This is a genomic window from Nocardioides sp. P4_G4, from assembly GCF_056401085.1.
Map to the genome: position 1 here is coordinate 14526 of NZ_JBFUKA010000041.1, position 23602 is coordinate 38127.

General features: G+C 72.7%; 28 protein-coding genes and 1 riboswitch. Of the genes, 10 read left to right on the forward strand and 18 right to left on the reverse strand.

The features are described 5' to 3' along the window. Nucleotides 1–86: 86 nt before the first annotated feature. The gene (locus AC1DQF_RS11155) at nucleotides 87–2714 is read right to left on the reverse strand and encodes a DUF4153 domain-containing protein (protein ID WP_477525290.1); all 2628 of its coding nucleotides are present in this window, start codon (nucleotides 2712–2714) and stop codon (nucleotides 87–89) included. Then, nucleotides 2711–3421: a response regulator transcription factor gene (locus tag AC1DQF_RS11160; RefSeq protein WP_477525291.1), complete on the reverse strand. Its 711-nt coding sequence runs from the start codon at nucleotides 3419–3421 to the stop codon at nucleotides 2711–2713. Before AC1DQF_RS11160 ends, AC1DQF_RS11155 begins: the two co-directional genes overlap by 4 nt. Before the next feature lie 116 nt (nucleotides 3422–3537). On the opposite strand from AC1DQF_RS11160, the gene AC1DQF_RS11165 reads away from it, so the two are divergent. Beyond that, on the forward strand, nucleotides 3538–4167 hold the full coding sequence (locus AC1DQF_RS11165; RefSeq protein WP_477525292.1) for a LysE family translocator: 630 nt from the start codon (nucleotides 3538–3540) through the stop codon (nucleotides 4165–4167). Nucleotides 4168–4182: 15 nt separating this feature from the next. Here the strand turns inward: AC1DQF_RS11165 and AC1DQF_RS11170 are convergent, their stop codons facing one another. From AC1DQF_RS11170 to AC1DQF_RS11200, 7 genes are all read right to left on the reverse strand, one after another. Further along, nucleotides 4183–5256, reverse strand: a complete 1074-nt coding sequence (locus tag AC1DQF_RS11170; protein WP_477525293.1) for a sensor histidine kinase — start codon at nucleotides 5254–5256, stop codon at nucleotides 4183–4185. Between the two features lie 9 nt (nucleotides 5257–5265). Beyond that, nucleotides 5266–5532: a DUF4031 domain-containing protein gene (locus AC1DQF_RS11175; RefSeq protein ID WP_477525294.1), complete on the reverse strand. Its 267-nt coding sequence runs from the start codon at nucleotides 5530–5532 to the stop codon at nucleotides 5266–5268. A gap of 13 nt (nucleotides 5533–5545) precedes the next feature. Next, nucleotides 5546–6337, reverse strand: a complete 792-nt coding sequence (locus AC1DQF_RS11180) for a TrmH family RNA methyltransferase (RefSeq protein WP_477525295.1) — start codon at nucleotides 6335–6337, stop codon at nucleotides 5546–5548. Nucleotides 6338–6339: 2 nt separating this feature from the next. After that, on the reverse strand, nucleotides 6340–6726 hold the full coding sequence (gene rplT / locus AC1DQF_RS11185) for a 50S ribosomal protein L20 (RefSeq protein ID WP_056924438.1): 387 nt from the start codon (nucleotides 6724–6726) through the stop codon (nucleotides 6340–6342). A gap of 71 nt (nucleotides 6727–6797) precedes the next feature. Further along, nucleotides 6798–6992, reverse strand: a complete 195-nt coding sequence (gene rpmI / locus AC1DQF_RS11190; protein WP_056886183.1) for a 50S ribosomal protein L35 — start codon at nucleotides 6990–6992, stop codon at nucleotides 6798–6800. An 86-nt stretch (nucleotides 6993–7078) separates the two neighbouring features. Next, nucleotides 7079–7762, reverse strand: a complete 684-nt coding sequence (gene infC / locus AC1DQF_RS11195) for a translation initiation factor IF-3 (RefSeq protein WP_477525315.1) — start codon at nucleotides 7760–7762, stop codon at nucleotides 7079–7081. A gap of 264 nt (nucleotides 7763–8026) precedes the next feature. Next, entirely contained in the window at nucleotides 8027–8539 is a 513-nt protein-coding gene (locus tag AC1DQF_RS11200) for an SseB family protein (protein ID WP_477525296.1), read from the reverse strand. A 46-nt stretch (nucleotides 8540–8585) separates the two neighbouring features. Between AC1DQF_RS11200 and AC1DQF_RS11205 the strand changes: the two genes are divergently transcribed. The 3 genes from AC1DQF_RS11205 to AC1DQF_RS11215 are packed head-to-tail and all read left to right on the forward strand — an operon-like array spanning nucleotide 8586 to nucleotide 10830. Beyond that, on the forward strand, nucleotides 8586–9047 hold the full coding sequence (locus AC1DQF_RS11205) for a hypothetical protein (RefSeq protein ID WP_477525297.1): 462 nt from the start codon (nucleotides 8586–8588) through the stop codon (nucleotides 9045–9047). Beyond that, complete coding sequence (locus tag AC1DQF_RS11210; protein ID WP_477525298.1) at nucleotides 9044–10273, forward strand: amino acid deaminase/aldolase; 1230 nt, start codon at nucleotides 9044–9046, stop codon at nucleotides 10271–10273. Before AC1DQF_RS11205 ends, AC1DQF_RS11210 begins: the two co-directional genes overlap by 4 nt. Before the next feature lie 2 nt (nucleotides 10274–10275). Beyond that, on the forward strand, nucleotides 10276–10830 hold the full coding sequence (locus tag AC1DQF_RS11215; protein WP_477525299.1) for a uridine kinase family protein: 555 nt from the start codon (nucleotides 10276–10278) through the stop codon (nucleotides 10828–10830). Here AC1DQF_RS11215 and AC1DQF_RS11220 read toward each other — a convergent pair. Further along, nucleotides 10800–11765, reverse strand: a complete 966-nt coding sequence (locus AC1DQF_RS11220) for a GNAT family N-acetyltransferase (RefSeq protein WP_477525300.1) — start codon at nucleotides 11763–11765, stop codon at nucleotides 10800–10802. The two genes, AC1DQF_RS11215 and AC1DQF_RS11220, sit on opposite strands and share 31 nt — an antisense overlap. Nucleotides 11766–11885: 120 nt before the next feature. Here AC1DQF_RS11220 and AC1DQF_RS11225 point away from each other — a divergent pair, with 120 nt between their 5' ends. The 5 genes from AC1DQF_RS11225 to AC1DQF_RS11245 are packed head-to-tail and all read left to right on the forward strand — an operon-like array spanning nucleotide 11886 to nucleotide 16867. Then, the gene (locus AC1DQF_RS11225; protein WP_477525301.1) at nucleotides 11886–12920 is read left to right on the forward strand and encodes a 2-keto-3-deoxygluconate permease; all 1035 of its coding nucleotides are present in this window, start codon (nucleotides 11886–11888) and stop codon (nucleotides 12918–12920) included. Continuing rightward, nucleotides 12917–14035 carry a four-carbon acid sugar kinase family protein gene (locus AC1DQF_RS11230; RefSeq protein WP_477525302.1) on the forward strand — a complete coding sequence of 373 codons (1119 nt, stop codon included), beginning with the start codon at nucleotides 12917–12919 and terminating at the stop codon, nucleotides 14033–14035. Before AC1DQF_RS11225 ends, AC1DQF_RS11230 begins: the two co-directional genes overlap by 4 nt. After that, nucleotides 14032–15063, forward strand: a complete 1032-nt coding sequence (gene pdxA / locus AC1DQF_RS11235) for a 4-hydroxythreonine-4-phosphate dehydrogenase PdxA (protein WP_477525303.1) — start codon at nucleotides 14032–14034, stop codon at nucleotides 15061–15063. The genes AC1DQF_RS11230 and pdxA overlap by 4 nt, the downstream gene beginning before the upstream one ends. 21 nt (nucleotides 15064–15084) lie before the next feature. Beyond that, nucleotides 15085–15900: a GntR family transcriptional regulator gene (locus tag AC1DQF_RS11240; protein ID WP_477525304.1), complete on the forward strand. Its 816-nt coding sequence runs from the start codon at nucleotides 15085–15087 to the stop codon at nucleotides 15898–15900. Nucleotides 15901–15919: 19 nt separating this feature from the next. Beyond that, on the forward strand, nucleotides 15920–16867 hold the full coding sequence (locus AC1DQF_RS11245) for an aldose 1-epimerase family protein (RefSeq protein ID WP_477525305.1): 948 nt from the start codon (nucleotides 15920–15922) through the stop codon (nucleotides 16865–16867). Between the two features lie 9 nt (nucleotides 16868–16876). Here the strand turns inward: AC1DQF_RS11245 and AC1DQF_RS11250 are convergent, their stop codons facing one another. From AC1DQF_RS11250 to ribD, 8 genes are read right to left on the reverse strand one after another with little or no spacing between them, the layout of a single operon-like run. Beyond that, a complete protein-coding gene (locus tag AC1DQF_RS11250) occupies nucleotides 16877–17326 on the reverse strand; it encodes a PH domain-containing protein (protein WP_477525306.1) in 450 nt (149 codons plus the stop codon). Beyond that, entirely contained in the window at nucleotides 17310–18161 is an 852-nt protein-coding gene (gene hisG, locus AC1DQF_RS11255; RefSeq protein ID WP_477525316.1) for an ATP phosphoribosyltransferase, read from the reverse strand. The genes AC1DQF_RS11250 and hisG overlap by 17 nt, the downstream gene beginning before the upstream one ends. A 1-nt stretch (nucleotide 18162) precedes the next feature. After that, nucleotides 18163–18426: a phosphoribosyl-ATP diphosphatase gene (locus AC1DQF_RS11260; RefSeq protein ID WP_477525307.1), complete on the reverse strand. Its 264-nt coding sequence runs from the start codon at nucleotides 18424–18426 to the stop codon at nucleotides 18163–18165. A gap of 24 nt (nucleotides 18427–18450) precedes the next feature. Then, nucleotides 18451–18921, reverse strand: a complete 471-nt coding sequence (ribH, locus tag AC1DQF_RS11265; protein WP_477525308.1) for a 6,7-dimethyl-8-ribityllumazine synthase — start codon at nucleotides 18919–18921, stop codon at nucleotides 18451–18453. Then, nucleotides 18918–20180: a bifunctional 3,4-dihydroxy-2-butanone-4-phosphate synthase/GTP cyclohydrolase II gene (locus AC1DQF_RS11270; RefSeq protein ID WP_477525309.1), complete on the reverse strand. Its 1263-nt coding sequence runs from the start codon at nucleotides 20178–20180 to the stop codon at nucleotides 18918–18920. The genes ribH and AC1DQF_RS11270 overlap by 4 nt, the downstream gene beginning before the upstream one ends. Then, the gene (locus AC1DQF_RS11275) at nucleotides 20177–20878 is read right to left on the reverse strand and encodes a nicotinamide mononucleotide transporter family protein (RefSeq protein WP_477525310.1); all 702 of its coding nucleotides are present in this window, start codon (nucleotides 20876–20878) and stop codon (nucleotides 20177–20179) included. Before AC1DQF_RS11275 ends, AC1DQF_RS11270 begins: the two co-directional genes overlap by 4 nt. Further along, complete coding sequence (locus tag AC1DQF_RS11280) at nucleotides 20875–21513, reverse strand: riboflavin synthase (RefSeq protein ID WP_477525311.1); 639 nt, start codon at nucleotides 21511–21513, stop codon at nucleotides 20875–20877. The genes AC1DQF_RS11275 and AC1DQF_RS11280 overlap by 4 nt, the downstream gene beginning before the upstream one ends. After that, complete coding sequence (gene ribD / locus AC1DQF_RS11285; RefSeq protein ID WP_477525312.1) at nucleotides 21513–22544, reverse strand: bifunctional diaminohydroxyphosphoribosylaminopyrimidine deaminase/5-amino-6-(5-phosphoribosylamino)uracil reductase RibD; 1032 nt, start codon at nucleotides 22542–22544, stop codon at nucleotides 21513–21515. Before ribD ends, AC1DQF_RS11280 begins: the two co-directional genes overlap by 1 nt. Nucleotides 22545–22617: 73 nt before the next feature. Continuing rightward, a riboswitch (FMN riboswitch) is annotated at nucleotides 22618–22747 on the reverse strand. A gap of 111 nt (nucleotides 22748–22858) precedes the next feature. Between ribD and AC1DQF_RS11290 the strand changes: the two genes are divergently transcribed. Then, nucleotides 22859–23602, forward strand: a 744-nt coding sequence (locus AC1DQF_RS11290) for a hypothetical protein (protein ID WP_477525313.1), incomplete at its 3' end; no start/stop codon positions are given.

A 23602-nucleotide genomic window follows, 5' to 3' on the forward strand; every position in this document is an offset into this window, starting at 1 on the left:
CTCAACGTCTACGTGGACGCGCCGATTGTAGGAGTGGGTCGGCCGGGGCAGCTCCCCGGACCCCGCGTCGTACGGAACGGGCGATGCTAGTCGACGGGAGTGCCGGAGGGCTCGCCGAACTCCTCGTAGACGGGCGTGCACGGGTCGCCGGTGGCGTCCGGGGCCGCAGACATCTCCACGGTCGCGAGGGCGTCGTCCGCACGCTCGCGACCGAGATTCCATCCCCACACGGTCGACTCGTCCCCGCTCAGCTGGTTGAGCCTGAGGTCCTGCAGCACGCATCCCGCCACCCGGTCGGGCAGCCGCTCGACGATCACCGGCGCCGCGTCGGCCGACAACGACTGGAGGTAGCGCAGGTCGAGCGCACCCGTCTCCTCGTAGCGGTCGATGTTGCGTCCGGCCACCCAGGCGTCGGGGTTGACCACCGCGAGGCCGAGCGTCGCGACGGCACCGGTCACCAGCGCGACGCGCGGGATCCAGCGCCCCAGGCCCAGCACCCCGGCGACCATGACGGTGAGCACCACCAGTCCGAGCCAGCCCTCGAAGACGTCGACGACGAGGCGCAGCGTCGTGAAGCCGTAGGCCTGCTGGTAGACGTGCATCCGGTAGATCGCGGACGCGACCACGACGAGGGTCAGCACGCAGAGCAGTCCCAGTGACGTGCGGAGCCAGAGCCGGTCGTGCGGGGCGTCCCCGGCCCTGCGGGCGGCCGCCCACACCACGAGCAGGGTGAGCGCGGTGGCCACGGTGAGCTGTCCGAAGCCCTGGTGGACGTAGTCGGCGTAGGTGATGCCCGTGGTCCGCTCGAGGTAGTCGTGGCCCCCGAACGCGACGGTTGCCTGGGCGGCGAGGAAGACCAGGAAGACGCCGTCGACGATGAGCACCGGGACGAGCCACTCGAAGCGGTGGGGCAGCGCCTCGACACGGCGACGCGGCGCCTCGACCCGGGCCGGGTGGTGTGCGGCGTACGAGCCGGCGAGGCTGAGCCCGAAGACCGCGACGGCCACGAACACCCGGGCGACCAGGTCCCCGAAGGTCAGGTTGGGCACCACGGCGTCGACCCAGCTGGCGAACAGCGCGTCGGCCGAGGCGAACAGGGCTCCGAAGACCACCAGCCCGAGCAGGGACAGGGCCGTGGTGCGGGCGACCGCCGGTGTCCGCCCAGCGGAGCCGACCAGTCGCAGGCTGCGGCCGAACCACGGCAGCCCGCGCAGGGAGGACAGCGGCCACGACAGGCCGGCCAGCACGAAGCCGGAGAGGGTGACGGCGCGGGTCACCGCCACCAGGAACACCGCGATCGCGGCGACCACGCACAGGAGCGCGATGCCGGCGTTGTCGAGGAGGGTGAGCGGTACGACGAGCAGCAGCCCCAGGACCGTGGCGCCCACGACGAACCGGTCGCGTCGGTGCCGGGCGGTGGCGTACGCCGCTCCCCCGGCGGCCGCGAGGACCAACGTCCAGGCGAGCCCCGGGCCCACGAAGGCCATCGTGGCCCCGGCGAGCACGCCCACCAGGACGCTGGCGACCACCACCCGGAGCGCGGCCGAGCCGGGTGCCTCGGGCCAGAACGCGCCGAACAGGGCGTCGAGGCCGGGCGGGGGTGGCCCGACCYGCCCGTCCGGGGCCTGACGTGCGGGCGGAGCGACCTGGGTGCGGCCGCTGGGCGGTGGCTGGGACGGACCGGGCACGACTGCCTCCTGGGGCACGTGGAGCGGGACCTGGATCGGGATGTTCAGCGGGACCTGCAGCCGGAGGCGTGCCCCGGACTGGCCGGGCCGGGGGTCGACGAAGCGCAGGGTGCCGCCGTGCAGCTGCGCCACCCAGCGCGCCACGACCAGGCCGAGCCCGGTGCCACCGCCTGCGGAGCTCGTGCCGAAGCGCTGGAAGACGCGCTCGCGGTCCTCGGGCTCGACCCCGGAGCCGTCGTCCGCGACCTCCAGCCACCAGTGGTCGCCGCCGGCGCCGGCCGAGACCCGGACGGGGAGGTCGGCGGGACTGTGGCGCCCGGCGTTGTCGAGGGCGTTGACCAGCAGCTGGCGCAGTCGGGACGGGTCCGCGCTCACGAGCAGGCCGGGGTCGACCATGACGTCGTACGACGCCGTCCGGCCGGCGTGGCCCACCTCGCGGACGCACTCCTCGACCAGCCCCGCCAGCGCCACCTCGCGAGGCTCCAGCCGGATCACCCCCGCCTCGAGCCGCGAGAGGTCCAGCAGGTCGCCGACGAGGTCCCGCAACCGCTCGGCCTGGGCCAGCGCCTCGGACAGGTGGTCGGTGTCAGCGGGGACCACCCCGTCCGCGAGGTTCTCMAGCACGGCGGTCATGGCCGCGAGCGGGGTGCGCAGCTCGTGGGAGACGGTGGCGATGAGGTGGCGCCGCTCGGTGTCGACCCGCTCGAGGTCGGCCGCCATCTGGTTGAAGGCGGCGGCGAGGCGACCGACCTCGTCGGTGGAGGTGGTGCGGACCCGGCCGGAGTAGTCGCCGCGCGCCATCCGCTGCGCGACGTCGGTCATCTGCCGCAGGGGGGCCACCATCCCGGCGGCGAGCAGCTGGGTGACGCCGAGCGCGAGGGCCACCGCGACGGGCACGGTGAGCAGGGCGGGGACGCCTGCGGAGGAGCCCAGCGTGGCCAGCAGCGCGGCCGCGACCACGGAGGCGGCGACCAACGCCCCCAGCTTGACCTTGATGCTGGTGACGGGGTCGAGAGCCGCGCTCACGGTGCTTGCTCCCCGGGCTCCAGCGCGTAGCCGACCCCGTGCACGGTGCGGATCCACGCGGCCCCGAGCTTGTGCCGCAGCGCCTTGACGTGGCTGTCCACGGTGCGGGTCGCGATGCCGGTGAGGCCGGACTCGGCCCAGCCCCACACGTCGGCGAGCAGGCGCTCGCGGGTCAGCACCTGGCCGGGCTCGCGGGCCAGGCACACGAGCAGGTCGAACTCCGTGGGCGTCAGGTGGACCTCGCTGCCGTCCCGCGTCGTACGCCGCCGTCCCGGGTCGACGACCAGTGCGCCGAGGACCAGCGGGTCACGGTCACTGCCGGCCGCCAGCTCGGCGGCCCGCTCGACGCGGCGCACCAGGGCCGCGACCCGGGCCACGACCTCCCGCATCCGGAACGGCTTGGTGAGGTAGTCGTCGGCCCCGACGCCGAGCCCCACGAGGATGTCGGACTCGTCGTCGCGCGCGGTGAGCATGAGGACGGGGACCGGACGACCCGCCTGGATGCGACGGCACACCTCGTGCCCGTCGATGCCCGGCAGCATGACGTCGAGGATGACGACATCGGGCTCGCCGTCCTGGGCCTCGCGGACCGCGGAGGGACCGTCGAACGCCTGGGCGACGTCGTACCCCTCGGCGCGGAGCCGCTCGGCGAGCTGGTCGTTGATGACCCGCTCGTCCTCGACCACCAGCACCCGTCGTCGTGTCATGGGTCGACCCTAGGAGGCCGACGGCGCACGAGGCGCGGACGACTCGTGAAGGTTGTGTGGAGGTGACGCCGTGGAACCGGGAGGCGCCCGGGGCCCGGAGGACCTAGCCTTGTGTCGTGCCGACCACCAGCCAGCTGCTCGCCTTCGTGCTCGCCTCGATCCTCTTCATCCAGGTCCCGGGCCCGAGCCTGCTGTTCACCATCGGTCGCGCGCTCAGTGTCGGGCGTCGTGAGGCCCTGCTGTCGGTCGTCGGCAACGCACTCGGACTGCTGGTGCAGGTCGTGCTCGTGGCGCTCGGCCTCGGCGCGGTGGTGGCGGCCAGCGCCACGGCGTACACCGTGATCAAGCTGGTCGGGGCGGCGTGGGTGGTGTGGCTGGGCATCTCGGCGATCCGGCACCGCAAGGACGCGCGCGTGGCGATGGAGGCCGGCCGACGCGCTCCGGAGAGGTCCGGTGCCGCGATCCGGACCGGGTTGCTGGTGGGGATGGGCAACCCCAAGACGATCGTGTTCTTCGTGGCCTTCCTGCCCCAGTTCACCGACCCGTCGGGACCGGTCGGGCTGCAGGTGGCCCTCCTCGGCCTGGTCTTCGCGGTGCTCGCCGTCGCGAGCGACTCCGCCTGGGCGATGGCCGCGGGCAAGGCGCGGGACTGGTTCGCGCGGCGGCCGGAGCGGCTCGACGCGATGGGCGCCACCGGGGGCGTGTTGATGATCGGGCTCGGCGCGACCATGGCCGCCTCCGAGTGAGCACCACCGCCTGAATCACTCCGGGCGGCGGTCCTCGGACGGCCAGTCGACCATCACGCGGGCTCCCCCGCCGTCGGCCCCGGTCACGGTGACGTAGCCGCCGTGCGCACGGGCCAGCCCGCCCACGATGTACATCCCGAGGCCCGAGCCGCCGCTGGAGCCGTGCTTCCAGAACTTGGTGAAGACGCGCCTGCGCATCTCCTCCGGGATGCCCTCCCCCTCGTCGTCGACGCAGATCCGCACACCGGTCACGTCGGAGGACGCCGGCGTCGTCGCCAGGGACACGACCACCCGGCCCTGCCCGTGGCGCACGGCGTTCTCGACGAGGTTGGTGACGACCTGGGTGAACTTGTCGGGGTCGGCGAAGATCTCCGGCAGCCCCTCGGAGGCCTCGAGCTCGATGACGCGGCTGGTCCCTGCGCCCACGGAGTCGACGACCCTGCGGGCGAGCACGACGGCGTCGGACTCACGCGGGTAGAGCGAGAGCCGGCCGGTGTCGATGCGGGCCACGTCGAGCAGCTCGGCGATGAGGCGCACCAACCGGTCGGCGTCGGCGTTGACGGTGGTCAGCATCAGCTTGCGCTGCTCGTCGTTGAGCTTGTCCCAGCGGTTGAGCAGCGCCTGGACGAAGCCCTTCACCCCGGTCAGCGGGGAGCGCAGCTCGTGGGCGACGGTCGCGACCAGGTCGGAGCGCTCGCGGTCGAGCCGCGCCCGGCCCCGGCCGTTGCGGATGCCGATGGCCACACCCACCACGGGCGCCAGAGGCCGCTCCCGGACCATGCGTGCGGTGGTGAGCACCTCCTCGCCGCTGGAGTTCAACCAGGACTGCTCGGGGATGCCGGTGCGGGTGGAGAGGCTCCGGTCCGGACGGTTGACGTCCAGCCAGGTCTGTCCGTCCTGGTCCTGCAGGAGCAGCACGTCCTCGAGCCGACCGCCCATCGCCTGCTCCACCGTCGTCCCGAGGAGCCGGGCGGCGTGGTCGTTGACGAACGTGATCTCCCCGCCGATCGTGGCGCCGAGGATGCCGTCGGGGTAGAGGTCGGCCAGCGACTGGAGCCGCGTGGGCCGGGCTTCGACGATGCGGGGCACCGGATCACCCTAGTCGGGTCGGGCCGCCTTGGGACGGCGCAACCCGGCGGCGCGCACACGCGCGACGAGCTCCCGGCTCGACACCGGGACGGCGCCGGCCGCGACCATCGCCTCGTGGAACTCGGCCGGCACGTCGTAGTGGTCGCGGTCGAAGCCGCGCTCGGGGACGCCGTGGGCCCTCGCGAAGACGTGCAGCTCGTCGTACGACGTGTCGCTGGCCAGGTGGGACCACGTGCGGCCCCAGCGGGGCACGGCAGGGGGGTCGATGAGGATCACGGCCGGGTCCTCGTCAGGACCGCTGGGCGCGGGCGCTGGCGTAGAGGCAGACCGCGGCGGCGGTCGCCAGGTTGAGGCTCTCGGCGCGGCCGTGGATCGGGATCGCCACCCGCCGGTCGGCCAGCGCGGCCAGCTCGGCGGGCAGTCCCCAGGCCTCGTTGCCGAAGAGCCACGCGGTGGGGCCGGTCAGCTCGGCGTCGAACAGGTCGACGTCGCCCGCCCCGTCCGCTGCGAGCACGGTGAAGCCGGCCGCCTTGGCGGAGGCGACCGCGGCCGCCGGGTCGGGCTCGACCGCGATGGGCAGGTGGAAGAGGCTGCCCACGGTCGCTCGGACGGTCTTGGGGTTGTAGGCGTCGACCGAGCGCCCCGCCAGCACGACACCGCCGGCTCCGGCCGCGTCGGCCGTGCGGATGACGGTGCCGGCGTTGCCGGGGTCACGGACGTCGGCGCAGATGGCCACGAGCGGGCCGACGAGGGCGTCGGACAGCGGGACGTCGAGATGACGGCACACTGCGACGAGTCCCGCCGGGCTGACCGCGTCGGACAGCGACGCCAGCGCCCGGTCGTCCACGGGGGTGACCGTGTCGGCGGCGGCCAGCAGGTCGGCGTACTGGTGCAGGGCGTCGGGGGTGGCGAAGACCTCGACCACACACCCCTCGCCGGAGTCGAGCACCGTCGACAGGGCACCCTCGACGGCCTTCGGGCCGTCGGCAAGGAAGAGCCGCCGCTCGGAACGGACCGGGCGGCGGCTCAACTTGCGAGCCTCCTTGACGCGGGTGTTGCCCGCTGTCAGGGGGGTGCTCATGCTCAGGCAGACACCTTGGGAGCGTTGACGTCCTCGGGGAGGGCGGCCTTGGCGGTCTCGACGAGCGCGTTGAACGCGGCGATGTCGCTCACGGCCAGCTCGGCCAGGATCTTGCGGTCGACCTCGACACCGGCGAGGTTGAGGCCCTGGATGAAGCGGTTGTAGGTCATGCCCTGCGCACGCGCGGCGGCGTTGATGCGCTGGATCCACAGCTTGCGGAAGTTGCCCTTGTTCTTGCGGCGGTCGTTGTAGCTGTAGACCAGCGAGTGGGTGACCTGCTCCTTGGCCTTGCGGTACAGGCGCGAACGCTGACCGCGGTAGCCGGAGGCGCGCTCGAGGACGACCCGGCGCTTCTTCTGGGCGTTGACTGCCCGCTTGACGCGTGCCATTTCTTACTCCTTGGTGCTCAAAACTCGGAAAAAAGGTGGTGCAACCAGACCGCCGGAGGCGGCTTCGTGGGTCAGCGACCCAGCAGCTTCTTGGCGCGGGCGTTGTCGGCCTTGGCGACCTCGACCGTTCCGGAGAGGCGACGGGTGACCTTCGAGGGCTTCTTCTCGAGGTTGTGGCGCTTGCCGGCCTTCTCGCGGAGGATCTTGCCCGAGCCGGTCACGCGGAAGCGCTTGCTGGCACCGGAGTGCGTCTTGTTCTTCGGCATCTCTCTCTACTTTCTACTGCTGGATGTCTGGGACGTCGTGGATCGACGACGTGGGCATCGTGGCCGGGCTGCGGGATCCCGCAGGCTCAGGCCTCGATCTCGTCGTCGAGGTTCTCGGAACGGCCGCGTTCCTTCTTGGCAGCCACCGGTCCGGCGGCGTGGGCGGCGTCGCGCTCGGCCTGCTCCTCGGCCACGGCCGCCTCACGCTGGGCCGCCCTGGCGTCCTTGGCGGCGGCGGCGTCGATCTTGGCGTCGGCCTTCTTCTTGTGCGGGCCGAGCACCATGATCATGTTGCGGCCGTCCTGCTTGGGCGAGGACTCGATGAAGCCGAGCTCGGTGACGTCCTCGGCCAGGCGCTGCAGCAACCGGAAGCCCAGCTCGGGGCGGTGCTGCTCGCGACCACGGAACATGATGGTGATCTTGACCTTGTCGCCGGCCTTGAGGAAGCGGACGACGTGGCCCTTCTTGGTCTCGTAGTCGTGCGCGTCGATCTTGGGACGAAGCTTCATCTCCTTGATGATCACGTTCGTCTGGTTGCGACGCGCCTCGCGAGCCTTCTGGGCGTTCTCGTACTTGAACTTGCCGTAGTCCATGAGCTTGCAGACTGGCGGCCGGCCCTGGGGTGCGATCTCGACGAGGTCGAGGTCTGCCTCCTGGGCAAGCTTCAACGCCTGGTCGGTCGGCACGATGCCGACCGTCTCTCCATTGGGCCCGACAAGTCGGACCTCGGGAACCCGGATCCGCTCGTTGATGCGCAGCTCGGTGCTGATGTGTCCTCCAGTGACTCAGTGGTTGGGGTGACCCTGGCCGGAGACACGTGCCCGAAATGAACAATGGCTCCCGCTGTGTACCAAGCGGGAGCCAGCAGTGACGCACGCCGGGCGTGCGCCTCATCCGGACCATGACCCGACGACCTGTGGTGCAGTGCGGCCGGTGCGGGTGGGGAACGATGGTGCTGTTCCCGCTTGGAGGATCGGTCCCGCTCCCCGTCGGGGCAGAGTGGAACTGATCGGTCAACACCGAAGGCTAGCCGATCATTCCGTCACGGGGCCAATCCACCCCAGCTGGTCGCCCCGGCCGTCCTGGAGGCGCACCACCCGCCATCCCGCGGCGAGCCGGGTGAGGTCGTCGCCCTCGACGACGGCGGTCGCGGGTCCGGCGATGTCGACGACCAGGGCGGCGGCACCTTCCTGCACCGCCGACTGGGCCGCCAGCCGGGTGGCGACCGGCACGGGCCGTGCGCCCGCGTCCCACGAGGTGAGGCTGTCGGAGCCGGTGAAGGCCAGCAGGGCGCGGCGCCCGTCGGCGCCCGTCATCAGCACCGCCGCCATGTCGGAGGTCTTGTCGTGCGCCAGCCCGCGCTCGTCGACCTCCACCTCGCCGAGGACGGCGACCACCGGCACCAGCAGGCGGGCGTCCTGCAGCGCCAGCAACGCGACGCCGTACGAGGTGGGGTCGTCGGCCGGGAGCGCGAGGGCGGATCGCACGGCGGGGTCGGCGATGCCGTCGTCGCCGGCGAACCCGGGGTCGGGGATCTGTCGTTCCACCCGGTCATTGTCCCCCGGGCGTGGAGGACTGTGGAACTCTGGTGGTGTGGACGAGGCAACCTGGGCGGCACTTGCCGCGACCCTGACCCTGCTGGGACTCGCGTGGACGTGGGTCTCCTTCCGGCGACGGGGCACGACGGCAGCGATGCGCGCCCTCGGCTTCACGCTGATGCCGGTGGCCGCCTTCCTCACCGGGACTCTGGAGATGTTCACCGAGATCGCCGGGTCGGTCACCGACTGGGCGTCGGGCCTCGTCCTCAACCCGGTCACGTGGACCGGGATCGGGCTGGCCGGCCTCGGCGTCGTGCTCATCGTGGTGGCTGGTGTGCTGCGCGACCGCCAGCTCGGCCGGGCCGCCGACCCGGCCGCCACCGGCGAGGTCGCGTCCCCGACGCGCCGCCGCGACCTGCCGGAGGCCTCCTCCACCCGCAGTCCGCGCACCCAGCCCGTCGTCGACGACGAGATGGCCGAGATCGAGGCGCTGCTGAAGAAGCGCGGCATCCAGTGAGCCAGGCCCCGGTCGACGGGTTCGTCGAGCGCAACCGGCTGTGGGCCCGCCTCGGCTCCGCCGTCGCGTCCCACCCCGAGCCGCTGTCCACCCCGATCGCCGTCGTCGACCTCGACGCCTTCGACGCAAACGCCGACGACCTCGCCCGACGGGCGGGCGACAAGCCGGTCCGCGTCGCCTCCAAGTCGCTGCGCGTCCCCTCCCTGGTGGCGCGGGCCCTGGCCCACGACGGGTTCTCCGGAGTGCTCGCCTACACGCTCGCCGAGGCCCTCCACCTCCACGCGACCGGGATCAGTGACGACGTCGTCGTCGCCTACCCCAGCGTCGACCCGCGCGCCCTGGGCCTGSTCCTCGACTCGCCCGAGGCGGCCGCGGCGATCACGCTCATGGTCGACGACGTGGCCCACCTGGACGCCGTCGACGCCGTACGACGGGGGCCCGGCGTGGACGTGCGGGTCGCGATCGACGTGGACGCGGGGCTGCGTGTGGGCGGTCAGCACGTCGGCCCCAAGCGCTCCCCGCTGTACGACGCCGCGGCGGTCACCGATCTCGCCCGCGCCGTCGTCTCGAGGACGGGCTTCGTCCTGGTCGGAGCGATGACCTACGAGGGCCAGGTCGCCGGGGTGCCGGACGACGTCCCCGGCCAGCGGACCCGGTCGCTCCTGGTCCGCCGGCTGAAGCAGGCCTCGGTCGCCCAGCTCGAGGTGCGCCGGCGCGAGGTGGTCGACGCCCTGGCCGACCTGGCCGACCTCGAGTTCTGGAACGGCGGCGGCTCCGGCTCGGTCGAGTCGACCGTCGCCGATCCCGTCGTGACCGAGGTGGCCGCAGGGTCGGGGCTGCTGGTGCCGGGCCTGTTCGACCACTACCAGTCCTTCACGCCGCGACCCGCGGCCTTCTTCGGCCTGCGGGTCAGCCGCAAGCCCTCCCCCACCCTCGCCACCGTGCACGGCGGCGGGTTGATCGCCTCCGGTCCGGTGGGTGAGGACCGCGCCCCGATCCCGTGGGCCCCGCCCGGGCTCCACCTGACCGGGCTGGAGGGTGCCGGCGAGGTGCAGACACCGCTGACCGGCCACCCCGCCGCGATGCTGGGTGTCGGCGAGCTGGTCTGGTTCCGGCACGCCAAGTCCGGTGAGCTCTTCGAGCACGTCAACGACGTCCACCTCGTGCACGGGGACCGCATCGTGGAGACGGTGCCGAGCTACCGCGGGCTCGGCCTCGCCTGGTGACCGTGACGATCGACCCGGCCACGGTGCTCGCGCACGCACTCTCCCGGCCGCCCACGCTGGGACGCGGACGACTGGTGTGCATCGACGGGTTGGCCGGGGCCGGCAAGACGACCCTGGCCCTGGGCCTGGCCCGACTGGTCCCGGCGCAGGTCGTGCACGCCGACGAGCTGCTCGAGGGCTGGAGCGGCCTCCCCGGGCTGGGGGCCACCATCGACGCGGTGCTGCGTCCCCTGGCGGCGGGGCGACCGTCGGCCTGGACCCGCTGGGACTGGCACGCGTCGGCGTGGGCCGAGTCCCACCCCCTGTCCCCCGGTGGTCTGGTCGTGATCGACGGGGTGGGCGCCGCGCCGGCGCGCATCGACGACCTCGTCACCACGCTGGTGTGGATCGAGGCGCCGCGCGAGGAGCGGCTGCGTCGCGGGCTGGCGCGCGACGGGGAGCCGATGCGCCGCGAGTGGGAGCGGTGGCTCGACGGCGAGGCGTCGCACCACGACCGTGAGCGCACCCGCGAGCGGGCCGACCTGGTCTACGAGACCGGCTCCTCCTCCAGCGCGTAGTTGTCCTGGCGGTGGTGCACGGCGTAACCGGCACGCTCGTAGATCCCCAGGGCACCCGTGGGGTTCTGGGTGTCGACGTCCAGGCTCGAGGTGTCGAAGCCGGCGTCCCGGCACACGTGCAGCGTGTGGGCGAGCAGGTGGGTCGCCAGCCCGCGACCCCGGTGGGCCGGCAGCGTGCCGACGTAGGCGACGTACGCCTCCCGACCGGTCGTCCCGGACGGGGCCCGCTCGTACTCGTGCACGAAGACGTACGCCGCCACCCGACCGTCCTCCGCCGGGTCGCGCAGCACGAAGGACTGGTCGTGGCGGGTGTGCATGGCGTTGACCATGAAGCCGTTCCAGGTCCCCTCGTCGACGGCGGTGCCGTTGGGGTAGTCGCGGAACGCCTCGTTGTGGGCGCTCCGCAGCTCCTCGGCGTCCGCCGGCTCGAAGGTGGACACCGCGAGGTCGTCCGGCAGGACGGCGGCCGGCAGGTCGGTGAGGTCGGAGACCATCAGGAAGTTGTGACGGTCCACCGTCATGCCGTGGTCGGCCAGCAACCGGGCCTGGTCCTCGCGTCCGGCCACCGCGCGAGTCTGGAATCGGGCACGGAGGGCCGGCGCGTCGACGGCGTGCAGCCGCCTGGCGGCGTCGAGGGCACGGCCGAGCATCGCCGTGCCGACGCCCTCGCCGAGACGCGCAGGGTCCACGTCGCCGAACATCAGGAAGTGCTGGCTGCCGTCGTGGGGCGCCCGCGGCAGGACCGCGGCGTAGGCCACCAGCTCGTCGGCGTCCCAGCCGCCCTCGACGACCACACCCGGGTAGTCGGCCAGCAGCTCGCGGACCTCGGCGGCCGACAGCTCGAAGCCGGTCGGATGGTCGGCGGCGATGCGGGACATGAGCCCCGCCACCTCGTCCGCGTCCGCGGCGGTCACCGGGCGATGGGTCAGGACCATGGCGGCAGCGTAGGCGGGCCGGCCGGGCGTGTGACCGTTGACACTCTCGCTGTGCTCGTGTCAGAGTAATTTGTACGTACATGTTGTACGTACTATTGGAACGACCAGAACGGACTCCTGATGACCACCACCACCTCCGAGCGCGAGATCCTCCCGCTCTACCAGATGATGAACCGGATCCCGGGCGGGCTGATGCTGATCCCGCTGGTGATCGGCTCGGTGCTGGGTACCTTCGCCGACGGCTTCCTGGGGCTGGGCTCGTTCACCACCGCCCTCTTCGCCGACAGCGCCCTGCCCCTCATCGCCCTGCTCATCTTCGCCACGGGCACCCAGGTGACCCTCAGGACCAGCGGTCCGGTGCTCGCGACGGCGGGCACCGTCCTGCTCTGCAAGAGCATCATCCCGGCGACCCTGGTCATCCTGCTCGGCACGGTCGTCGGCATCGACGGGGTTCTGGGGATCTCGATCCTGGCCCTGCTGGTCGCTGTCGACAACAGCAACGGCGGCCTGTGGCTCGCCTTCACCGGCCGGTACGGCGACAAGCGCGACCGCGGCGCCTACATCTCCTCGGCGCTCAATGACGGCCCGTTCTTCTCGATGCTGTTCCTGGGCGTCTCCGGGCTGGCCCAGATCCCCTTCAGCGCCATGGTCGCGGCCATCATCCCGTTCCTGATCGGCATGCTCGTGGGCAACATCAACCCGCACTGGCGAGAGGTCCTGCGTCCCACGCCTTCGATCGTGATCCCGTTCTTCGCCCTCGCCCTGGGCACCGGCATCGACCTCAACAACATCGTCACCGGCGGCGCGGCCGGCATCGCGGTGGGCCTCGTCGTCGCCCCGGTCACCGGGCTCTTCACCTACCTCGGCTACCGGTWCCTGCTCCGTCGCGGCTACCGCTCGGGCATCGGCTTCGCCGCCGGCACCACGGCCGGCAACGCCATCGCCACCCCCGCGATCATCGCGCTCGCCGATCCGCGCTTCGAGCCGTACGTCGAGACCGCCACCGCGCAGGTGGCCGCCTCGGTGCTCGTCACGGCGATCATCGCCCCGCTGCTGGCCTCGGCCGTGCTCAAGCGCCAGGGCGGCCTGCTGACCGAGGAGGAGGTCGCGCGCATCGACGACATGGACCTCGGCGTCAAGGAGCCCCAGCTGTGAAGGTGCTCGTCCTGGCCGACGACCTCACGGGAGCTTCCGACACGGTCGTCCAGTTCGCCCGCGCCGGGTGGTCGTCCCTGCTCTCGGTCTCGGGCGGATGGCGCGAGGAGCCGGCCGAGGAGGCCGTCGCCCTCACCCTGGACACGCGCCGGGACCCGCACGCCGAGCGCGTGACGGCCCGGGCCGCCGCGGACCTGACCACGGGGACGCTGTACCTCAAGGTCGACTCCACGGTCCGTGGCCGCGTCGCCGAGCAGGTGAGCGGCGCCCTGGCCGGCTACCGGCGTCACCGCCCCTCGGCGTACGCCGTGGTGTGTCCGGCCTATCCCGCGATGGGGCGCACCGTCGTCGACGGCATCGTGCTCGTCGACGGGGTGCCGGTGCACGAGGGTGCGGCCGGGCGGGACCCGGTCACACCGGTCACGGAGTCGGACCTGACCCGGCTGCTGCCCGGAAGCGTGCGAGTCRGTGCGGTCGAGGACCTCGCCGCCGCCCTTCGCGAGGCCGGTGCGACCCACGACGTCGTCGTGGTGGACGCCAGCGACGACGTGGCCGTCGAGCGTCTCGCCACCGCGGTTGCCGCCGTCGGCCCGGACGCGCTGCCGGTCGGCTCGGCCGGGCTCGCCGGGGCCCTCGCCCGGGCCTGGCGCCCCGAGCGACCCTCCGCGGAGTCCGCTCGCACCGGCGCCGGCACCACCGGCGCGCTGCTGGTGGTGTCCTCGCTGCACGAGGTCGCCCGGGCGCAGGCCGACGCCCTCACCCGGAGCCCGGAGGCCGAGGCGGTCGACGTGCTCATCACCTCCGCCGAGCCTGAGCCCGGTGCGGCCGACCGACGTGCCCACGCCCTCGCCGCCGAGGCCGCCGAGGTGCTCGATCGTGGCGGGCACGACCTCCTCGTCCTCGTGGGCGGGGACRGCGCCGCCGCCACCCTCGCCGCCCTGGGTGCCAGCGGCATCCGTGTCGTCGACGCACCCGTCGAGGGCGTCCCCCTCGGCACGGTCGTCGGCGGCCGCCACGACGGGCTCACCGTCGCCACCAAGGCCGGCGGCTTCGGCGACCCCACCACCCTGATCCGTCTGTTCACCGCAGTCCGTGCCCTAGGAGCAACCCCATGACCCTTCCCGTCCTCGGCCTCACCCTCGGCGACGTCGCCGGCATCGGCCCCGAGATCACCCTTCGTACCCTGCTGGAGCACGACGACCTGCGCGAGGAGTGCGTGCCCGTCGTGCTCGGGGACGTCGGTGCCCTGCGTCGCGCCGCTCCGGCGGTGGGGGTCGACCCTGCCGTGGTGGTGGCGATCGACCATCCTCGCCAGGCCACCAACGACCCCCGGATCGTGGAGGTCGTGCAGGTGGGTGAGCCGATGGACCCGGTGCCGGTGGGTGAGCTCAGCCCCGCGGCGGGCGACGGGTCCTACCGGTTCGTCGTCGCCGCGTGCGACCTCGCCAAGGAGGGGGCGATCGACGGCATCGTCACMGCTCCCCTCAACAAGGCGGCGATGCACGCGGGCGGCCACAAGTACCCCGGCCACACCGAGCTGCTGGCCGAGCAGTTCGGCGTCGAGAACTTCTCCCTGGTGCTCTCCGCCGGCGACCTATACTTCTTCCACCTCACCACCCACGTCTCGCTGCGTGACGCCATCGAGGGTGTCACTCCCGAGCGCACCCGCGACGTCCTCGACCTCGCGCACGCCTTCGCGGACGCGCTGGGGCGCCCGGAGACCTCGATCGGCGTCGCCGGGCTCAACCCGCACGCCGGGGAGGACCGGCTCTTCGGGGACGAGGACGCCGACGTGCTGGCCCCCGCCATCGAGGCGGCCCGTGAGCGTGGGATCGACGCCCGAGGTCCGCTGCCCGCCGACGCCCTCATCCCCCAGGCCGTCCGCGGCAAGTGGGAGCTCGTCGTGGTCTGCTACCACGACCAGGGCCACGCGCCGTTCAAGGCGGTGTACGGCGACGACGGCGTCAACATCACCGTCGGGTTGCCGGTCGTCCGGGTCTCCGTCGACCACGGCACCGCCTTCGACATCGCCGGCCAGGGCGTCGCCCGGGAGGCCAGCCTGGTGCTGGCCGCCCGACGGGCAGCGGCGCTGGCGCCGGGCTGGGACGCGGTGTGGAAGACCGCCTCCCAGGTCAGCGTGTGAGCGCCCCCTAGGCTGGCGCACGTGAGCCCGCCTGCGACGCCCCGACGCGTCCCGCTGCACTCCCAGGTGGCGCAGACCCTGCGCCAGCGACTCGAGAGTCGCGACCTGCGTCCGGGCGACCTGTTCCCCACCGAGGCCGCCCTGCAGGACGAGTTCGGGGTGTCGCGCTCCGTCGTGCGCCAGGCGCTGGCCAGCCTGGAGGCCGACGGGCTCATCCACAAGGTGCAGGGCCGGGGATCGGTGGTGGCCGACCACCGCGAGGTGCACCGCGACGTGCTCTCCCCCGGCCTCACGCTGCAGCCCGGCCACCAGGGCGTCGTACGGACCAGGGTGACGTCGTACGCCCTGGTCCCCCGACCCGACCACCTGCAATCCATCACGGGCGACCGGGTGCTGGAGCTCGGTCGGGTGCGGTCGGTCGGCGACGTGGTCCTCAGCTACATCCGCACCTGGCTGCCGGCTGAGGTGGCCGAGGCCATCACCGCCACCGATCTCGAGGACTCCTCCCTCCACCAGCTGCTCGCCGACCGGCTCGGGCGGCAGGTGGCCGGGGGTAGGAACCAGATCCGTGCGGTGGCCGCGACAGCGCGGCTGGCCGAGCGTCTGGGGGTCGCCGAGGGTTCGCCGCTGCTCCTGCTCGAGGGTCGCAGCGTGGACCGTCACGGCACGACGCTGGAGGAGTTCTCCACCTGGCACCGCGGCGACCAGGCGGCGTTCGACGTCGAGGCCGTGCCCCCGTCGGCCCGCGACGACGCGCCCGCGGACCGCGACCGGATCGAGCGGCTCACCGACACGGTGCAGGACGTGCTGGCCGAGCTGGAGCAGCTGCGCCGCTGACACGCCTAGGGTGTCGCGCATGTCCTCCTCACACCGCGTCGCGCCCAGCGGCGACCAGTACGAGATCTCCGCCGCCGGGTACCGGGCGGTCGTCACCGAGAGCGGTGGCGCCCTGCGCCTCCTCGAGCACGGCGGCCGTGACCTCGTGGACGGCTTCGGCGAGGACGAGATGTCCTCGGGTGGGCGTGGCCAGCTGCTGATGCCGTGGCCCAACCGGATCCGTGACGGCCGCTACTCCTTCGGCGGTCGCGACCACCAGCTCGCCCTCTCCGAGCCGAAGCGCTCGAACGCGTCCCACGGCCTGGCCCGCTGGGCGGCCTGGACGCTGGAGGAGCACACGGCCAACTCCGTGTCGCTCGTGTACCGGGTGATGGCCCAGAGCGGCTACCCGTGGGCGGTGGACCTCCACGTGCTCTACGACCTCGGCGCGGACGGGCTGACGGTGACCCAGACGGCGACGAACCTCAGCGGCGAGCCCGCGCCGTACGCCTGCGGTGCCCATCCCTACCTGTGCGTGGGCGAGGGCATCGACCACCTCGAGCTCAGCCTGCCGGCCGGCATCCGCACCCTCACCGACGACCGGCTGATCCCCGTGGAGACGGTGCCGGTGGACGCCGAGCACGACTTCCGCACCCCCCGGGTCCTCGGGACGATGGCCTTCGACGAGACGTACGGCGACCTGTCGCGCACCGATGGCGTCGCCACGGCCACGCTGCGTGACCCCGCCACCGGTCAGGGCGTCGCCCTGTGGGTCGACGAGCGGATCTCGTGGCTGCTGCTCTACAGCGCCGACGACGTCGTCGGCAAGGAGCGGAGGTCCCTGGCCGTCGAGCCGATGACGGCGCCGGCGAACGCGTTCAACTCCGGGACCGATCTCGTCACGCTGGCCCCCGCAGGTGAGCCCGGCGACGAGCTGTCGGTGACGTGGGGAATCCACACCCTCGCGGAGGGCGACGAGACGGACTGAGCCGCCCGGTCAGCGATCGATGAGGGCGCGCAGCGCGCGCACCGCGACGCGGGCCCGGTCGCCGTCGGAGCCCTGGATCGCGAGCACCGACATGGTCGTGCCGTCGGCCAGGTCCAGGGTCGCCCACGGGGCGCCCTGCGGCAGCCGGACGGCCACGACCTGCGCCCAGTCGTAGACGTGGCGGCGGTAGCCGTTGACGACGGTCAGGCCGTCCTCCTCGGCCACGACGCGCGAGCGCCCCAGCGCGTAGGCGACCGACCCGGCCAGGAGCCCGAGCGCGACCAGCGTCGAGCGCTGGAAGATCGTGAACCGGGCCCGGATCGAGGGGTCGAAGCCGAACCACGCGAACGCGCACACCAGCAGCAGCATGCCGCCGAAGAACAGCACCGCGACCCGCACGCCGAGCGGTCGCCAGGTGTGCGGGAGCGCCACGACCGCGCCCTCAGATGCGGCAGGCATGGATGTCGGTGAGCAGGATCGCCCTGGCCCCGAGGTCGTAGAGCTCGTCCATGAGTCGCTGGGCACCGGCCCGCGGCACCATGGCACGCACCGCCACCCAGCCCTCGCGGCCGAGCGGGGAGATCGTCGGTCCCTCGAGACCGGGCGTCATGGCGACCGCGCTGTCGAGCTGGTCGCGCGAGATGTCGTAGTCCATCATCACGTAGCTGCGCGCCACCAGGACGCCCTCGATGCGCCGCATGAAGACCTCGAAGCCGGGCGGGGTGTCGCCGTGGCGGGAGATCACCACGGCCTGCGAGTCGAGGATGACCTCCCCGAAGGTCTCCAGGCCCGCGGCCCGCAGCGTGGAGCCGGTCTCCACGACGTCGGCGATCACGTCGGCGACGCCGAGCTGGATGCTCGTCTCGACCGCGCCGTCGAGACGGGTGACCGTGGCGTCGATCCCGCGCTCGGCGAGGAAGGCGCGCACGATCCCGACGTACGACGTGGCGATGCGGGCGCCCTCGAGCTCCTCGAGCGAGGAGTAGCGCCCGGCCGGCCCCGCGAAGTGGAAGCGGCTGCGGCCGAAGCCGAGCTCACGGACCTCGACGGCCGTGGCCCCGGAGTCGCGCAACAGGTCGCGACCGGTGATGCCGACGTCGAGGGTGCCCTCGCCGACGTACAGCGCGATGTCACGCGGGCGGAGGTAGAAGAACTCGACGCCGTTGTCGGCGTCGACGAGGGCCAGCTCCTTGGAGTCGCTGCGCTGGCGGTAGCCGGACTCCCGGAGGATCTCCGACGCGGCCTGCGACAGGGCGCCCTTGTTGGGGACGGCGACGCGCAGGAGCCCGGTCAGCTCAGAGGTGCTCATAGACGTCCTCCAGCGTGATGTCGGCGGCGATCATCAGCACCTGCGCGTGGTAGAGCAGCTGGCTGATCTCCAGCGCGGTGGCCTCCTTGCCCTCGTGCTCGGCGGCCATCCACGACTCGGCCGCCTCCTCGACGAGCTTCTTGCCGATCGCATGGACACCCGCGTCGAGCTGCTGCACGGTGCCGGATCCCTCGGGTCGGGTCTGGGCCTTCTCGTTGAGCTCGGCCCACAGCTCCTCGAACGTCTTCACGGTTGGAAAGCCTACGGGCGGCGCTCAGCGCAGACCGGCGAGGGTCCGTGCCGTGGCCAGGGCGGCGGCGGTGGCCTCCCAGCCCTTGTCCTCGCTGGAGCCCTCGAGGCCGGCCCGGTCCAGCGCCTGCTTGTCGGTGTCGCAGGTCAGCACCCCGAAGCCGATCGGGATGCCGTGGTCGAGCGCGACCCGGGAGAGGCCGTCGGTGGCCGCCGAGCAGACGTACTCGAAGTGCGGCGTGCCGCCCCGGATCACGACACCGAGCGCGACCACCGCGTCGTGCTCCTCGGCGAGCGCATCGGCCACGACGGGCAGCTCGAACGTGCCCGGCACCCGCACGATCTCCGCGTCCGTGACGCCGTGCGCCTCCAGGGCCCGCCGCGCGCCGGCCAGGAGGCCGTCCATGACCTCGGTGTGCCAGCTCGCGGCCACGACGGCCACGCTGAGGTCACTGGCGTCGAACGCCGTCTCGGCGGGTGCTCCGGACTTGCTCACTGGTGCAGCTCCTCGGTCGTGGTGGTGACGGTGGTGGGGCGGGAGTCGCCCAGGTCGGGCAGGTCGTGCCCCATGCGGTCGCGCTTGGTCTCGAGGTAGGCACGGTTGGCGTCCGTGGGGTGGATCGCGAGGGGGACCCGCTCGGCCACCTCGATGCCGAAGTCCTCGAGGCTGGCGGTCTTGTCCGGGTTGTTGGTCAGCAGGCGCACCCGGCCGACCCCGAGGTCGCGCAGCACCTGGGTGGCGGTGCCGTAGTGCCGTGCATCGGCCGGCAGCCCGAGGTCGAGGTTGGCGTCCACGGTGTCGCGACCACCGTCCTGGAGCTCGTAGGCCTGCAGCTTGGCCACCAGGCCGATGCCGCGCCCCTCGTGGCCGCGAAGATAGACGATCACGCCGCGTCCCTCCTCGACGATGCGGGCCATCGCCTCCTGGAGCTGGGGGCCGCAGTCGCAGCGGTGGCTGCCGAAGACGTCGCCCGTGAGGCACTCGGAGTGCACCCGGGTGAGCACCGGCTCGTCGCCGGACACGTCGCCGTGGACCAGCGCGACGTGCTCGCTGTCGTCGATGGTGATCCGATAGCCGTACGCCGTGAAGTCGCCGTGCGCGGTCGGCAGCACGGTCTGCGCGACGCGCTCCACGTGCCGTTCGTGGCGACGGCGGTAGCGGACCAGGTCCTCGATGGAGATCATCGCCAGGCCGTGCTCGTCGGCGAACGCCCGCAGCTCGGGCGCGCGCTTCATCGTGCCGTCGTCGTTGACGACCTCCACCAGCACGCCCGCGGGGGTCAGGCCGGCCAGGGTGGCGAGGTCGACGGCTGCCTCGGTGTGGCCGCGGCGTACGAGCACTCCCCCGTCCCGGTAGCGGAGCGGGAAGACGTGGCCGGGCCGGGTGAGGTCCCCGGGCTCGGTCGCCGAGTCGGCCAGCACCCGTGCGGTGTGGGCGCGGTCGGCGGCGCTGATGCCGGTGCTGACACCGTCCTTGGCGTCCACCGAGATGGTGTAGGCGGTGCGCAGCTTGTCCTTGTTGTGCGGGGTCATCAGCGGGATCTCGAGCCGCTCCAGCATGGGGCCGGGCATGGGCACGCAGATGACGCCGCTGGAGTGGCGGATGGTGAAGGCCATCAGCTCCGGCGTCGCCTTCGACGCCGCGAAGATGATGTCGCCCTCGTTCTCGCGGTCCTCGTCGTCGACGACGATCACGCACCTGCCGGCTGCGATGTCCTCGACCGCCCGCTCGACGGGATCAAGACGGACACTCATGCGGACACCGCCTTGAGGTCACGCTCGAGCGGTGCCTCGTCGCGGGCGGCACGGCGCCACACCACGAAGCCCCACACCACCAGCGCCCCGTAGACGACGAACAGGATGGCCGTCGGGTAGTAGCCCGAGTGCCAGAGCAGGGGCACGCCGACCAGGTCGACCGCGATCCAGGCCAGCCAGAAGTCCGTCCAGCCTCGCGCCATGGCGTACGTCGCGACCATGGAGCCCACGAAGATCCACGCGTCGCACCAGTAGTACCACCGGGGTGCGGGCCAGCCGGCGCCGATGACCGAGAACACCCACTGGCACACCACGATCGCCGCAGCGGCGGCGAGGAGGTAGACCACGCGCTCGTTGCGGGTGGCCCAGCGCGGTGTGATCGCGGGAGCGTCCTTGTCGCGACCCGCACTGACCTGTCGCCAGCGCCACCAGCCGTAGACGCTGGTCACGATGAAGAAGATCTGCCGTCCGGCCTGGCCGAACAGCGGCTGCTGCGCATGGTCGTCGAAGGTGGCCGCGATGAAGACGGTGAAGAGGAGCACGTTGCCGACGATGCCGATCGGCCACGCCCAGACCCGGCGTCGCAGACCCCCGACGGCCGAGGCGAAGCCGAAGGCGTTGCCGAGGATCTCGCGCCAGGTGATGGCGTGCCCGGCGATCTCGACCTGGGCGTCGTAGAGCCAGTGGAGCAGGTTCATCGGGCGTTCTCCTGGGACGTGGGTGCGGGGGTGAGGCGATCGACGAGACCGCTGGCGAGCAGCTTCTCGACGTGCTTGGCGATGATGTCGACCTCGAGGTTGACGCGGTCGCCGACCGCGCGGTCCCCGAGGGTGGTGCGGGCCAGGGTCTCGGGGATGAGGCTGACGGTGAAGCTCTGCTCGCCCGCCTCGACGACGGTGAGGCTCACGCCGTCGACGGTGATCGAGCCCTTGTCCACGAGGTACGGCGCCAGGTGCGCGGGCAGCGAGACCTCGACGACCTCCCAGTGCTCACTGGGGCTGCGGCGCAGGATCTCGCCGACCCCGTCGACGTGGCCCTGGACGATGTGGCCGCCCAGGCGCGTCTGCGGGGTGACGGCCCGCTCGAGGTTGACCCTGTCGCCGGGCCGGGAGCCAGCCAGCGACGTCTTGTCGAGGGTCTCGGCCATCACGTCGGCCGACCAGGTGCCGTCGCCGACGTCGGTGACGGTCAGGCAGCAGCCGTTGACGGCGATGGAGTCGCCCAGGCGGGTGCCCTCGAGCACCGTGGCGGCGGTGATGGACAGCCGCAGGGCGTCGCCCTGGTCCTCGATCGCGGCGACGGTGCCGAGCTCTTCGACGATGCCGGTGAACATCAGGGGGTCCTCTCGAGGGTCATGCGGACATTGGCGTCGGCTCCGGTCCCGACGACGGCGGCCTRCCGGAGCCGGAAGCGGAGCTGGTCGGCGATGGTGGTAATGCCGAGGTCGCCCACGGCGCTGGTCCCGGCGCCGAGCAGGCTGGGCGCGACGTACGCGACGACCTCGTCGACGAGGCCCGCCGACAGGAAGGCGGCGGCCAGCGTGGGCCCGCCCTCCAGCCACACGTGGCGCCGGCCGCTGTCGTGGAGGTCGCGCAGGGCGTCGGCGGGCTCGCGGGTGCGCAGGTGGAGCGTCTCGGCGTGGTTGTTGAGGATCCGGCGGTCCGGCGCGATCTGGCGCAGCCCCATGACGGCCCGCAGCGGCTGGTGCCGCAGCGGGCGGTCCCAGTTGTCGCGCACGGTCAGCAGCGGGTCGTCGACCTCCACGGTGCGGGTGCCGACCAGCAGCACGTCGCACTCGGCGCGCAGCCGATGGGTGTCCTGTCGCGCCGCCTCGCTGGAGATCCAGCGGCTGGTGCCGTCGGCGGCGGCGCTGCGCCCGTCGAGGGTGGTGGCGAGCTTCCAGGTGACGAAGGGCCGACCGTGGTGGACCGCGAACGTCCAGGCCCGGTTGAGCCGCGCGGCCTCGTCGGCGAGCACGCCGGCCTCGACCTCCACACCCGCGGCACGCAAGGCCTCGGCGCCCCCGGCCGCCTCGGGGTTGGGGTCGGACTGGGCGAGGACGACGCGGCGTACGCCGCCGGCGACGAGGGCCTCGACGCACGGACCGGTGCGGCCCGTGTGGTTGCACGGCTCGAGCGTCACGACGGCGGTGCTTCCCCGCGCGGCACCACCGGCCTCGGTGAGCGCGGCGACCTCGGCGTGCGGCGTACCGGCACCGCGGTGGAAGCCTTCGGCCACCTCGGTGCCGTCGTCGGCCAGCAGCACACAGCCGACACGGGGGTTGGGGCCCAGCGGCACGCCGGGGTTCGCAGCGATCTGCAGGGCGCGCCGCATCGCGGCCGTCTCTGCCGGTGTCGCACCCATTGCTGGCCCTCTCGTCCGTGTGACGGACTCCGGGGGGGTGCGGGCGCGCACCGCGTCGGGACGGGTGCGTCGCCTGCGTGCACTTCTCATCCGGACTGTGACCGTCGGTCCAGGAGTTCCACCTGGTCAACCGGCCACTGGCAGTGGTCGGGTCGCGGACTGTGACCGCCGGTGCGGAGTTTCACCGCCCCCAGAGCACGCTTGCTCGTGGACGGAACTCTGCCACACCCGCGCGCATTCCCTCACGGAGTGTCCGCGTGGCGTGGACCACGTCGCCTCGACAACTTCGAGCCCCTCGGGTGCGTCCCTCCCGCATGAGAACCCTGATCCTGCCCCTGGTCGTAGTCGCCGTGCTGACCGGCGGGTGCGGGTCCGAGGTTCCCGCTGCGCGCCCGGACGCCACCGTGAGCAGGCCGCGCCCGGAGGAGGTCGTCTCCGACCCCCGCTCCGTGCTGCTGGACGCCGTCGTCGTCCCGCGTGCCGGAGGACTCCGGGTGGTCGCCTGGTGGGGGTGCGTCGAGCAGGCGTGCCGAGGTCGTCGCGCCATCGCGACCAGCGACGGCGGCGCCACCGCGTCGTACGAGCCCTGGAGCCAGCGTGCGTGGACGGCGTACGCCGACCGGTCGGTCGTCGCTGCTCCCGAGGTCCCGGCCCTGGCGGGACTGCTCCAGCAACCGGTCACCTCGATGGTGGCCGGCGGCGCCGAGGGCATCCACGTCGTGGTCGCCGGCGGCGACGGGGCCACCCTCATGCCGTTCGAGGCGGCCGCCCGGAGCACCGATCACGGCGGGTCCTGGGAGACGTACGACGTCGTCCTGGGCGACGAGCTCGGCTACCAGTCGGGGGTGGTCGGGCTCGCGGACGGGCGTCTCCTGGTGCTCCTCGACCACTTCAGCGACGAGACGCTCGCCCGCCCGGCGGACYGGTGGCACGGCCTGTGGGCCAGCGACGGCACCGACTGGTCGAGCTACGCGCCGTACCGGCCGGGCTTCGACCCGCCGCTCCTCCCGGCGCCGGGAGGGTGGTCCCCGCTCGTCGCCCTCGAAGCACGGCAGGAC